This is a genomic window from Cellulomonas sp. ACRRI (assembly GCF_022346185.1).
Classification (GTDB): Bacteria; Actinomycetota; Actinomycetes; order Actinomycetales; family Cellulomonadaceae; genus Cellulomonas.
The window spans coordinates 1-12247 of sequence record NZ_JAKRMS010000128.1 but is presented as its reverse complement, the minus strand read 5'-3'; the positions used below and the strand labels follow the sequence as shown (position 1 = coordinate 12247).

The 12247-nt window shown below is 77.3% G+C and carries 12 protein-coding genes; 4 read left to right on the top strand and 8 right to left on the bottom strand.

Annotated elements, in window-relative coordinates:
* Window positions 1–129: 129 nt before the first annotated feature.
* Window positions 130–378 (top strand): hypothetical protein, encoded by a 249-nt coding sequence (locus MHY85_RS17590; protein WP_187365313.1) that lies wholly within the window; start codon window positions 130–132, stop codon window positions 376–378.
* Window positions 379–408: 30 nt separating this feature from the next.
* Here the strand turns inward: MHY85_RS17590 and MHY85_RS17585 are convergent, their stop codons facing one another.
* The 6 genes from MHY85_RS17585 to MHY85_RS17560 all read right to left on the bottom strand — a co-directional run bounded on the left by MHY85_RS17585 (window position 409) and on the right by MHY85_RS17560 (window position 5574).
* Complete coding sequence (locus MHY85_RS17585) at window positions 409–1266, bottom strand: MurR/RpiR family transcriptional regulator (protein ID WP_239198803.1); 858 nt, start codon at window positions 1264–1266, stop codon at window positions 409–411.
* Window positions 1250–2116: a phosphonate ABC transporter, permease protein PhnE gene (gene phnE / locus MHY85_RS17580; protein ID WP_308191424.1), complete on the bottom strand. Its 867-nt coding sequence runs from the start codon at window positions 2114–2116 to the stop codon at window positions 1250–1252. Before phnE (MHY85_RS17580) ends, MHY85_RS17585 begins: the two co-directional genes overlap by 17 nt.
* Window positions 2113–2955, bottom strand: a complete 843-nt coding sequence (phnE, locus tag MHY85_RS17575; protein ID WP_308191423.1) for a phosphonate ABC transporter, permease protein PhnE — start codon at window positions 2953–2955, stop codon at window positions 2113–2115. Before phnE (MHY85_RS17575) ends, phnE (MHY85_RS17580) begins: the two co-directional genes overlap by 4 nt.
* Window positions 2952–3707, bottom strand: a complete 756-nt coding sequence (gene phnC, locus MHY85_RS17570) for a phosphonate ABC transporter ATP-binding protein (RefSeq protein WP_239198809.1) — start codon at window positions 3705–3707, stop codon at window positions 2952–2954. The genes phnE (MHY85_RS17575) and phnC overlap by 4 nt, the downstream gene beginning before the upstream one ends.
* Before the next feature lie 83 nt (window positions 3708–3790).
* Window positions 3791–4765 carry a phosphate/phosphite/phosphonate ABC transporter substrate-binding protein gene (phnD, locus tag MHY85_RS17565; protein ID WP_374233974.1) on the bottom strand — a complete coding sequence of 325 codons (975 nt, stop codon included), beginning with the start codon at window positions 4763–4765 and terminating at the stop codon, window positions 3791–3793.
* 2 nt (window positions 4766–4767) lie between these two features.
* Window positions 4768–5574 (bottom strand): hydrolase, encoded by an 807-nt coding sequence (locus MHY85_RS17560; RefSeq protein ID WP_239198797.1) that lies wholly within the window; start codon window positions 5572–5574, stop codon window positions 4768–4770.
* A 199-nt stretch (window positions 5575–5773) separates the two neighbouring features.
* Here MHY85_RS17560 and MHY85_RS17555 point away from each other — a divergent pair, with 199 nt between their 5' ends.
* Window positions 5774–6538 carry an amino acid deaminase gene (locus tag MHY85_RS17555; protein WP_239198794.1) on the top strand — a complete coding sequence of 255 codons (765 nt, stop codon included), beginning with the start codon at window positions 5774–5776 and terminating at the stop codon, window positions 6536–6538.
* Window positions 6539–6541: 3 nt separating this feature from the next.
* Here the strand turns inward: MHY85_RS17555 and MHY85_RS17550 are convergent, their stop codons facing one another.
* Window positions 6542–7027: a PspC domain-containing protein gene (locus tag MHY85_RS17550; protein WP_239198791.1), complete on the bottom strand. Its 486-nt coding sequence runs from the start codon at window positions 7025–7027 to the stop codon at window positions 6542–6544.
* Between the two features lie 175 nt (window positions 7028–7202).
* The gene (locus MHY85_RS17545) at window positions 7203–7904 is read right to left on the bottom strand and encodes an HAD-IA family hydrolase (RefSeq protein WP_239198788.1); all 702 of its coding nucleotides are present in this window, start codon (window positions 7902–7904) and stop codon (window positions 7203–7205) included.
* A gap of 447 nt (window positions 7905–8351) precedes the next feature.
* Here MHY85_RS17545 and MHY85_RS17540 point away from each other — a divergent pair, with 447 nt between their 5' ends.
* The gene (locus tag MHY85_RS17540) at window positions 8352–11345 is read left to right on the top strand and encodes an AAA family ATPase (protein ID WP_308191422.1); all 2994 of its coding nucleotides are present in this window, start codon (window positions 8352–8354) and stop codon (window positions 11343–11345) included.
* A 169-nt stretch (window positions 11346–11514) separates the two neighbouring features.
* Window positions 11515–12201 carry an alpha/beta fold hydrolase gene (locus MHY85_RS17535; protein WP_239198785.1) on the top strand — a complete coding sequence of 229 codons (687 nt, stop codon included), beginning with the start codon at window positions 11515–11517 and terminating at the stop codon, window positions 12199–12201.
* Window positions 12202–12247: the final 46 nt, after the last annotated feature.

Sequence of the window (12247 nt, the reverse complement as noted above, 5' to 3'; positions counted from 1 at the left end):
GCGACACCCCGCCCGCTGCCCCGGCGACGCTCCGCCCGCTGCCCCGGCGGCGCTCCGCCCGCTGCCCCGGCGGCGCTCCGTCCGCTGCCCCGGCGAGCCCTGTCGGTGCCCTCCGGCACCATGTCCCCCATGCCCGACTACGTCGCCCACCTCACCGTCCCCGACGTGCCCGACGACGAGACCCGCGCCGGCATGGCCGACGCCCTCGGCGCGCTGCGCGACGACGCCCCGCCGGGGTTCGTCGGGCCGGGCCGGGTGACGTTCGACCTCCGGGGCGAGGCCCCGGACCTGGAGACGGCGGTCCGTGCCGCGAACACGCACGCGGCGGAGATCCTCGACGACCTCGCGTGGGAGGTCGAGGTCGAGGTCCTGGGCTGACCCCGCGGCGGTCCGCCGGGAGCCCTCGCCTCAGTCCGCGAGGTTGTCGCTGAGGATGTGGAGCACCCGGTCGTGCGTCTCCTGCGCGACCGACCCCGACCGCGCCGCCACGACCCCCACGAGCGACTCCACGAGCACCGCCAGGGCGATCCGGGAGGTGCGCTCCAGCTCGTGCTGGAAGGTCGTGGCGGCGGGTGCCACGACCAGCTCCACGTCGGCGAGCTCCCCGAGCGGGGACCCGCGGAACGACGTCACCGCGACGACGGCGGCGCCCCCCTGCCGCGCCGCCCTCGCGACCTTGAGCGTCGCCTCGCTCGCCCCGGAGCCGCTGAGGACCACGCAGCCGTCCCCGGGCACGAGCCCGCGGGCGGCGATCTGCTGCCCGATGGAGTCGGCGACGAAGTCGGCGGGCCGGCCGACCGCGGTCAGCCGCATGGCCATGTCGGTGGCCAGCGGCGCGGACAGGCCGTTGGCGAGCACGAGCAGCCGCCGGGACCCGGCGAGCACGCCGACGGCCCGCTCGACGGTGTCCTCGTCGAGGACGGCTGTCACCTGCGGCAGGGCCGCCGCCAGCGCCGCGATGTCCGCGCGGAGCCGGCCCAGCGCGCTCGACCCGTAGTCGACCTCGTCGTCCCGGTGGGCGAGCTCGGCCGCGAGCGCCACCCGTAGCTGGGGGTAGCCCTTGTAGCCGATGGCCTGGCAGGCACGCACGACGGTCGACCGCCCGACGCCGACCCGGTCGGCGACCTCCTGCGCGGTGCTCTCCACGACCCGCTCGGGCTGGTGCAGCACCTCCTCGAGCACCCGGCGCTCGCTGGCGAGCACGGTGGGCAGCGCGGTGGCGATCCGCACCGTGGGGTGCGCGACGAGGTCAGGGCTGGACGGCACGGGCACGGGCTCCCTCCATGATCCGGCGGCGCAGGGCTCCGGACGCGGCGTCGATCGCCACCGTGACGACCACGACCACGATGAGCAGCACGCCGACCGTCGACCACTGCCGGTACTGCGTGTAGGAGGTGAGCATGTCACCGATGCCGCCGACGCCGATCAGGCCGAGCACGGCGGACGACCGGACGTTGATCTCGAACCGGTACAGCCAGAAGGACCCGAACGCGGGCAGCACCTCCGGCCACACGCCCCAGCGGAGCACGTGGGCGCCGGAGCCGCCGGCCGCGCGGACCGCCTCGACCGGGCCGCGCCCGATGCCCTCGATCGCCTCGTAGCCCCACTTGCCGAGCGTGCCGACGCCGTTGACCGCGAGCGCGAGGGCGCCGGTCAGCGGGGTGAGGCCGGTGACCGAGAGGATCACGATGGCGATGATGATCTCCGGCACGGCGCGGATCACGGCGAACACCAGGCGCAGCGCGCCGCGCACCGGCGCGGGCCCGTGGCCGCGGGCGGCGAGCAGGCTGAGCGGCGTGGCGACGAGGATGCCGAGCACGGTGCCGAGCCAGGCCATCGCGACGGACCGCCAGGTCTGGCGCAGCGCCTCGGGCAGCGCGGACCAGTCAGGGGCGCTGAACATCAGCCACAGGTACCGGACGACCTCCGACGGCAGGTCGGCGAGCCGGCCCCAGGAGATGTCGACCGACCAGAACGCGGCGACGACGACCACGACGACGGCCGCGGACAGCGCCCGGAGCGCGAGCCGGGACGGGCGCGGCGGCGGGACGACCGCGCCGACGGGCGGGGCGCCCCGGCCGGGGCGGGTGGCGGCGGGCGCGGCGGGGGCGGTCACGTGAGCCTCCGGCGGGCGGCGCTGCTGACGGCCTCGAGGACGAGCACCACGACGAGGATCTCCAGGATGATGAGCGAGAGCTGGTCGTACCGGTAGAACGACCGCACGGCGTCGATGAGCAGGCCCATGCCGCCCGCGCCGACCAGGCCGAGCACCGAGGACGCCCGGACGTTGAGCTCCAGGACGTACAGCAGCTGGTTCCAGAAGCCGGGCATCATGTCCGGCACCGCGACGGAGCGGTTCACCTGCAGCTGGGTGCCGCCCGCCGCGCGGGCCGCCTCGAGCGCGCCGGTGTCGGCGGCCTCCAGCTGCTCGGACACCAGCTTGACGACGATGCCGACGTCGAACAGCACGAGGGCGAGGATCCCGGGCAGGGCGCCGACGCCGACCATCGCGACGAGCACGGACGCGTAGAGCAGGTCGGGCACGGCGCGCACGACGTTGAGCACGGCCCGCACGGTGCCGCGCAGGGCCCGGTGCGGGTTGGTGGTGCGCGCGGCCCACAGGCTGAGCGGCAGGGCGACGACGCCGGCGACGGCCGTGGCGATGACGGCCATCTGCAGCGTCTCGAGCAGCGGCTCGACGGTGCGCGGGAAGAACGACCAGTCGGGCTGGAGCAGCGCGACGATCTTGTCCGCGCCGTTCCGCCAGTTCCGGGCCATCGCGCCGAGGTCGACCTCGACGCCGATCCCGGGGGCGAGCGTGAGCGCGGTGACCGCGAGCACGGCGGCCCAGCCGGCGGCGGCCTTCCACCGCCCCGCGGGACGCCGCGGGGGCACCGGGGCGGGGCGCCCGGCGCGCCCCGGGCGGACGGGCGCGGCGACGTCGGCGGCGCTCACGAGCCCAGCACGTCGTCGGGGCGGATCGACCGGCCGTAGATGTCCTCGAACACCCGGTCGCTGGCGTCGGCGGCGGCGCCGTCGTAGACGACCTGCCCGGCCCGCAGCCCGATCAGCCGCGTCCCGTACTCCCGGGCGAGGTCGAGCAGGTGCAGGTTCACGACGACGGTGATGCCGAGCTCGCGGTTGACCCGGCGCAGGTCCGACATGACGCCGTGCGCGGTGGGCGGGTCGAGGCTGGCGACGGGCTCGTCGGCCAGCACGGCGCGCGGCTGCTGGGCCAGCGCCCGGGCGATGGCGACGCGCTGCTGCTGCCCGCCGGACAGGTGGGCGGCGCGGTGCCAGGCCCGGTCGAGCATGCCGACGCGGTCCAGCGCCTCGTACGCCACGGCCCTGTCCTGCGCGGTGTGCGCGCCGAGCAGCGTGCGCCAGGTCGGCGCGTGGGCGACCCGGCCGACGAGGACGTTCTGGAGCACGGAGGCGCGGCCGGCCAGGTTGAAGCTCTGGAAGATCATCCCGACCTCGCCGCGCAGCGCGCGCAGCGCCCGCCCGCGGGCCGCGGTCACGTCGTGGCCGCCGACCTCGACAGTGCCGGAGGTGACCGGCACCAGGCCGTTCAGGGTGCGGATCATCGACGACTTGCCGGATCCGGACAGGCCGACGACGGCCACCATCTCGCCCGGCTCGAGGTCGAGCGAGACGCCGTCGAGCGCGGTCACGCCGTTCGGGTACCGCACGACGACGTCGCGCATCCGGACGGGCCACGGAGCGGGCAGCGCCGCCGCGGCGGAGTCCGCCGCGGCAGCGCCGCCCGACGCGGCCCGGAGGCCGACGCTCACTGCAGACCGAGCTTCTCCGCCGCGCGGGCGACGACGTCGAGCGAGTCCGGGTCGGCCGGGGCGAGCTTCGAGATCGAGTAGATGTCGGTGAGCACCTGCGAACCCTCCTCGGTGTTCGAGAAGTCCTCGAGCGCCGTGGTGATGCGGTCCTGGAGCTCGGGCGACAGGGAGGCCGCGAGCGCGACGCCGTCGTTCGGGATCTCCTCGGTCAGGGCGAAGACGACCACCTTCTGGCCGACGTCCGGGGTGTCGCTCGCGACGATGGTGCGGGCGTCCCAGAACGAGAAGCCGACCTCGGCGTCGCCGTTGTAGACGGCCAGCACCGAGGCGTCGTTCGCCGTCACCGGCAGCTGCTCGATGTCGGCGTCGGTGTCCAGACCGGCCTCCTGCAGCGCGAGGACGGGGTAGATGTAGCCGGCGGGCGAGGCGGGGCCGAGCAGGGCGACCTTGGCGCCCTCGACCTTGGTGATCGAGTCCAGGCCCGCGGGGCCCTGCAGGGCGTCGGCGCCGTTGCAGAACAGCATGCCGTCGCGCTCGACGGGCTCGTCCTCGCAGTACTTGTCCGGGTTGTTGGTCATGAACTGCGCCGGGTACGAGATGTTGCCGTTGCGCTCGGTCTGCAGGACGACGCTGGCGTCGTACATGTCCGACGCCTGCCACAGCTGCAGCGAGGGCAGGAAGCCGATCTGGGCCTGGTCCGCGCCCATCGCCTCGACGGCGGCCTGGTAGTCCTTCGACACCACACCGGTCACCTCGATGCCGAGCTCCTCGGTGAGGTGGTCGGTGAGCGGCTTGGCGGTGTCGACGAGGCCGTCCTGGTCCTGCGACGGGACCAGCGCGAGGGTGAGCGACGTGGGGTCGGCGGCCGTCTCGGCGGCGGACGGCGAGGCCTCGGCGTCGCCGGAGCAGGCCGACAGGGCGAGCGCGGCGACGGCCAGCAGGGCGGCGCCGGGCAGGACGTGCTTCGACATGGTCATCCTTCGGTCGTGACCCGGGCGGGGACCCGGGCGGGCTGGGGCTGGGACTCGGACGGTGCGGTGCGCCCGCCCGCGCGGACCCAGTCCCGGAGCGCCGGGTAGAGCGCCGGCAGGTCGGGGACGGTCCACGTGGGGCGGGCCTCCGGCGGCGGGCGCCGGGAGATGAGGGCGGTCGCGTGACCGCGGGCGGCGACGGGCGCCAGGTCGTTCGCCCAGACGTCGCCGACGCTGAGCGCCCGGACCGGGCCCGCCGGGGCGACGCCGAGCCGGTCGAGCACGGCGGCCATGCCCGCGGGCTTGCCGACCTCCGTCAGCACGCCGTCGAGGAGGCCGGCCAGACCGAGCGCCGCGAGGGTCTCCCGGAGCCGGATGGCCGGGGCGTTGGTGGCGAGCACGACGGTGGCCTCGGTGCGGACCTCCGCGAGCACGGCGGCCAGGCCCATCGGGGCCGCCACCGGGGCGTCGTCGGTGCCGAGGGCGTGCCGGCTCGCGAGGTAGGCGGCCGACAGCGCGAGCGGGCCGACTCCGTGCTGCTCCGCGAGGACGCGCACCAGGTCGTAGCCGTCGAGCGGCAGCAGGCCGTCGCCGGACCCGCCGCGGTCGCCGGCGCGCCCCGCACGCCGGCCGGCCGGGGCCGGGTCGCCCAGCTGCTCGACCGCCGCTACCGCCTCGGTGAGGAACGCCCGGCGGGCGTCGGGAGCCAGGCTCGCCGCCGCGGCACGGGCGTAGGCGTGCACCGGCCCGTGCCCGACGGCGACGGTGCCGTCGAAGTCGAGCAGGACGAGGGTCTCGGTACGGCTCACGGATCGCCTGACGTGCGGGGGCGGGTCGCCCGGTGGGTCACGCCCGTCTGGACGCATCGTCCACGCTATTGGTCGGTTCTGGACGAGATGACCACGGGCGGGTGAACACCGGTGAACGGCGGGCGAACACTCGCCCTGGCAGCCGCCGGGTAGGTGCCGGCAGCGGATCGGCGCCGGGACGCGCGGCTAGCGTGCCGCCGTGCCCGACGACGTCTCCCGCACGCGCACCGCCCCCGGCGCAGTCGCCTCGCCCGGCGCAGCCCCCGCCTCCGAGGCCCTGGACGCCGCCGCGCTGCGCGCCCTCGACGACGCCGCCCGCGGCGCGGCGGACGACCCCGACCGCGTCCTGCGCCCCGACGGGCCCGTCGGGTGGCTCGCCGCCCAGGTCGACGACGACCGCGAGCGCGGGACGTTCGGCCGGTGGGGCCGGTCGACGGTCGTGGACGAGCTGACCGGCGCCCCGGTCGTGCCGGAGCGGGTGCTCGCCTGGCTGCAGCGCCGCGCCGGGCTGCCGGTCGAGTTCCCGGGCACCGACGCCGGCCTGGCCCACGTGTACGGCTACCTGCTCTCGACGGCCGCGACGCCGTTCGGACGCAAGCGCGACCGGTGGACCGGCGGCGCGCTGGCCGCGGCGCTGGGGCTCGACCCGCGGCACCTGCTCCCCTGGCACCGCCCGGACGGCCGGACGCTGCTGGAGCGGGTGACCGACGCGGTGCTCCCGGTGCTCACGGACCCCGCGGGGGCGCTGCTGGCCCGGGACGACGCCGTCCCGGGGACGGCCGACGCCCTGCGCACGGTGGTGGTCCGTGCGCAGGGCGTCGGGAGCGGGGCGCTGGTGTACGGGTGGGTCGGGCCGGGCGGCGTGCGCCCGGTCACCGCGTTCCCCGTCGAGGCGTCCCCGCGGTGGCTCCGCGAGACCGGGTCCCTCCTCCCGGCCCCGCGGTACAACGTGCTGCTGGGCTGACGGTCAGCGCGGGTCGTCCGCGGGGTCCTGCGGCGGCTGCGGGGCCGTGGGCGGCTGCGGGGCCGGCGGCTGCTCGCCCGCGCCGGGGGACGACTGCGCGTACGGGGACGACTGCTCGTCGGCGGACGACTGCGCGTACGGGGACGACTGGGCGTAGGGCGGCTGCTGCGCGTAAGGGGGCTGCTGCGCGTACGGCGGCTGCTGCGGAGCCGGGTAGCCCGGCCGCGCGCCGGGGAACGCCTGCGCGTACGCGGACGGCCCGTGCACCCGGGCGACCCACTCCTCGCCCGGCATGAAGATCCACAGCAGCGGGTAGATCAGCAGCGGGCTGCCCGGCAGGACGACCAGCACGATCAGGAACAGCCAGCGCATGGGCCACGCGTCGATGCCGAACCGCCGCGCGAGGCCGGCGCAGACGCCGCCCAGGACCCGGCCGTCCAGCGGCCGGACCAGGCCGCTCCGCCACAGGGACTCGTAGATGCCGGTCATCGTCGTTCTCTCCCGTCGGGTGCCGCTGTGCGCCGCGGTGCTCCGCGACACCCCCTACGGTGCCGGTCCCGCTCGCGGCGCACATCCGGGACGGACCCTGGCCGGACCCTGATCGGCACCCTGACCGGCGGCGGGAGCCGGTCCGGGCCCACCCCGGGCGCCCGGAGCCGCAGGGTCAGGCCGGCCGCACGCGCACGCCCGCGCCGGTGACCTCGAACCGCACGGCGGACAGGTCGGCCACGACGAGGTCCGCGCCGCCGCCCGGCCCGTCCGGCTCGGTCGTCCGGAGGGCGAGGACGGCCGCCCCCGCGGCGCGCCCGGACCGCACGCCGGACTCGGCGTCCTCGACGACCAGGCAGCGCCGGACGTCCACGCCGAGCCGGGCGGCGCCCGCGCGGTACGGCTCCGGGTCGGGCTTGCCGCGCTCCACGTCGTCGGCAGTGACCACGGTCGGCGGCACCGGGAGGTCCACCGCGGCGATCCGGGCGGCGGCCAGGCGGGCCCCGCAGGAGGTGACGACGGCGGCGCGCCCCGCCGCGCCGAGCAGCAGGGCGTCGGCCGCCCCCGGCAGCACCTCGATGCCCTCGGTGTCGGACACCTCGAGGTCGACCACCCGGGCGAGGGCGGCGGCCCGCTCCTCAGGGCCCCGGTCGGGCAGCAGGAGGTCGACGATGTCCCGGCCGGGGACGCCGTGGAACCGGAACGGCGCGAGGTCCGCGGTCGGCGCCCCGAACTCCGCGGCGAACCGGAGCCAGCAGCGCTCGACCGAGCGGGTGGACGAGATGAGCGTGCCGTCCATGTCGAACAGGACGGCGTCGAACACCTCGTCGAGCACGTCGCGCGCGGGCGCGGGCCGGGGGCCGGTGGTGGCGGTCATGGACCGAGCCTCGCACGACCGGGCCGGTCGCCGGCCCGCGGGGCGGGTCGCGCCGTGGGTCGCGCCGCGGGTCGTGCCGCGGCACGCGACCGGGCACCTCAGGCCCGCCTCAGGCGCGCCTCAGGCCGTCCGGGGGCGCCTCAGTGCCGCCTCAGCCGCCGTCCCGCCCCGACCGGTCCCGGGGACTGGTCGGTCGACCGATCCGGCGCACCCGGCCTCAGCACCAGTGTGGTTCCTGCCGGGAAGGACCCGGCACGCCACCGCCTCCACCGGGGCGGGGCACGCACCACAGGGGAGACCGACATGGACACCATCTGGGGCCCGGCGCTCGACGCCGAGGTGGCCTACCGCCAGGAGGTCGTCCGCGCCGCCGTGCGCGGGTCCGACCTGGGCTGGCGCTGGCGGCGCGGACGCCGCTGATCCGCCGACGGCAGAAGGAGGGGACGCGTGTCGGTGGCGGCTGCGACCATCGACCTCATGAGCCGGTCGGTGGGACGCGCACCCTTCGTCGCGCGCGACGAGGAGGTCGCGGCGCTGCTCGCGGCCGTCGAGCGCGCCGCGGCCGGCGAGCCGGGGCTCGTGCTGCTGGGGGCGGACGCCGGGGTCGGCAAGACCCGGCTGCTCACGCACACCGCCCGCCTCGCCACCGAGCGCGGGGCCACCGTCGTGATCAGCCACTGCATCGACCTGGGCGAGATCGGCCTGCCCTACCTGCCGTTCGCCGACGCGCTGCACCAGGTCGTCGACGCGGACTGCCCGGGCGTCGCCGAGGTGGTGGCCACCCGGCCCGCGCTGCGCCGGCTGCTGCCGTCGGGCGCGGCGGTGCCGGCCGACGCGGCCCGCACCGGCGGCGACGAGCAGGCCGAGCGGCTGCAGCTCTTCGACGGGGTCGCCGCCGCGCTCGCCGCCGCCGGGACCCCGGAGCGGCCGCTGGTCCTGGTCCTGGAGGACCTGCACTGGGCCGACTCCTCGAGCCGCGACCTGCTCCGGTTCCTCGTCGCGCGGCTGCGCGCCGAGCCGGTGCTGCTCATCGGGTCCTACCGCGCGGACGACCTGCACCGCCGGCACCCGCTGCGCCCCGTGCTGGCCGAGCTCGGGCGGCACCCGCGCGTCGAGCGGATCGACCTGCCGCCGTTCACGCCGGAGGAGCTGCGCGCGTTCACCACCGGGCTCGCCGGGCAGCCACTGCCCGAGGCCGCGCTGCGCCGGATCCAGCGGCGTTCCGAGGGCAACGCGTACTTCGCCGAGGAGCTCACCGAGGCCCGGGGCGCCGGCGCCGACCTGCCGGGCACCCTCGCCGACGTGCTGCGCGCCCGGCTGGAGGCGCTCGACCCCGAGGTCCAGCGGCTCGTGCGCGCCGCCTCGGCCGCCGGGCGGCGGGTGGCCGAGCCGCTGCTGCGCGCGGTCGTCGCGGGCACCGCCGACGACCCCGCCCGGCACGCGGCGTTCGACGCGGCGCTGCGGGACGCCGTCGCGCACCACGTGCTGGTGGGCGAGGACCGCCGCATCGCGTTCCGGCACGCGCTGCTCGCCGAGGCCGTGTACGCCGACCTGCTCCCGGGCGAGCAGGTCGCGCTGCACCGGGACTACCTGCTGGCCGCCGGTGCCGACCCGTCGCTCGCCACGCCCGCGGAACGCGCGCACCACGCGCTGCTGTCGCACGACAACCGGCTCGCGCTGCTCGCGTCCCGGGACGCCGCCCGCGAGGCCGGCCGGGTGCTGGCGCCGGCCGAGGAGCTGCGGCACCTGGAGACGGTGCTCCGGCTGTGGCCCGGCGTCCCCACGGCCGCGGCGGACCTCGGCGAGGAGCGGGTGGACGTGCTGCTCGCCGCCGCGGCGGCCGGGGGACGGGCGGGCCTCAGCGACCGCGCGGTGGCCATGGCGCGCGAGGCCGTCGCGGCGGTCGAGCCCCGGGGCACGGCGGCGGCCGACGGCGCCGAGGCGCGCCGGGTCGCGGCGCTGCGGACCACCCTCGCCCGGCACCTGCTCGGCGCGGAGCGCGTCGACGAGGCGCTGCGCGAGACCGACCGCGCCCTCGAGGCGCTGGCGGACCTGGGCGGGACCCCGGACGCGGCCCGCGCCTGGGCGCTCGCCACGCACGCCCGGGCCGCGCTGAACTCCGACCTGGACGACCAGGCCGAGGTGTCGGCGGCCGCGGCCGTCGACGAGGCCCGTGCCGCGGGCGCGGTGGACGCCGAGGCCGACGCGCTGATCTCGCTGGCCGTGCTCGTCGTCGACGACCGGGACCGCGCCGCCGACCTGCTGACCGTGGCCCTGCACCGCGCCCGGGACGCCGGCGACACCACGACCGAGCTGCGCTGCACGTACAACCTCGCCGCCAACCGGTACTACGCGGGCCGGCTGGACGAGGCCGCCGCGACCACGGCCGTCGGCCTGGAGCTGGCGGCCCGGTCGGGGCTGACCTGGAGCGCCTACGGCGTCGAGCTCCGGTTGTTCGCGGAGATCGTCCGGTACGCCCGCGGCGACCTCACCCCGCCCGCACCGAGCGCGGACCCCGGGCCGCCGCGCGCCGCGTCCGCGGTCGACGGGGTGCAGATGTACGCGGCCGTGGCCCGCGGCGACACCGACGCCGCCGAGCGCGGGCTCTCGCTGCTGCACGGCCAGCACGACGACACGATGATCACGCTCATCGCCGGGGGCTGCGCGGTCGACGCCCTCACCTGGGCGGGCCGGCTGGACGAGGCGGTCGCCCTGGCGCACGAGCTGATCGACGAGATCAGCCGGGTGTGGTCGGACTACTTCCTCGGCGGCATCTGGCTGTCGGCCCTCGGGATCGCCGCGCTCGCCGACCAGGCCGCCGCGGACCGGCTCGCCGGCCGGGACCCCGGACCGCGGCTCGACCTGGGCGCCCGGCTGCTCAACCGTGCCGTCGTCACCGCCGACCGCGGCCGACCGCGCGGCGGTCAGCTCGGGCCGGAGGGACGCGCCTGGCTGGCCCGGGCGCACGCCGAGCACGCGCGCCTCCTCGGCGTCGCCGACCCGGACGCGTGGGCCGCCGCCGTCGCCGAGTTCGACTACGGCTACCGGTACGAGCTCGCGCGCACCCGCTGGCGGCACGCCGAGGCGTTGCTGGGCGTCGGAGACCGCGCCACCGCGGGCACGCAGGCCGCGGCGGCACTCGCCGAGGCACGGGCCGTCGGCGCCGCCCCCCTGGTCACCGCCGTCACCGACCTCGCGCGCCGCGGCCGGCTCGACGTCCCGGGCGTGGTGGCCGGGGGCACGGACGTGCTCACGGGCCGGGAGTCCGAGGTGCTGGCGCTCGCCGCCGAGGGCCTGAGCAACCGGCAGATCGGCGAGCGGCTCTACATCAGCGGCAAGACGGTGTCGGTGCACATGTCCCGCGTGCTGGACAAGCTGGGCGCCGGCGGGCGCGCGGAGGCGGTCGCGATCGCGCACCGCCGGGGGCTGCTCGGCGTCTGACCTGCGGGCCGGCGGAGGGTGGCGCGGGTCACCCGGGTGATCCGCCTCACGCCTCAGGCGCGTCCCAGGTTCGGCGGTTACCGTGGAGGGAGATCCCGCGGCCCGGACCACCGCCGCGGAGCCCTCGCCCGGCCACGGACGGCCGCGCACCCTCCCCCCGGAACGGCGCATGTCCCTCCCCCAGCAGCAGCCGCACCCCATCGTGCTCGTGCACGGCACCCGCACCTCGTCGAAGATCTGGGACGACCAGGTCCGCGCCCTCACCGAGGGCGGCCACCCGACGATCGCGATCGACCTACCCGGCCACGGCACCCGTGCCCACGAGCGCCTGACGTTCGAGGGCGGCCTCGCCGCCATCGACGCCGCCGTGCGCACCTGCGCCGAGCCGCCGCTGCTCGTCGGGCTGTCGCTCGGCGGGTACATGTCGCTCGCGTACGCCGCGCGGCACGAGGACCGGCTCGCCGGCGTCGTGCTGGCGGGCTGCTCGACCGACCTCAAGGGCAAGCCGCTGAGCGCCTACCGCCGCGCGTCGCGCCGGGTGGTGCAGGCGCTGGGCCTGGGCGGCGGCACCTGGCACGTGGTCACGGACATGCTGAGCGCGCTGCACGGGTACACCCCCGTGCAGGACCTGCGCCGGCTCGCGCTGCCGGTCTGGCTGGTCAACGGCTCCCGCGACCCGCTGCGGTTCGGTGCCCGCCGCTACCTCGGCGCGCACCCGGGCGCCCGGCAGTGGGTGGTGCCGAACGCCGGCCACGACGTGAACAGCCACGCGCCGGTCGCGTTCAACCGGATCCTGCTGCACGTCCTGCGCGACCTGGCGCAGCGGGTGCCATTCGGCGCCCCGCGCCTGGGCTGACACGGCGGGGCGCGCCCACCGCCCCGCGCGCCCCGCCGTGTCAGCC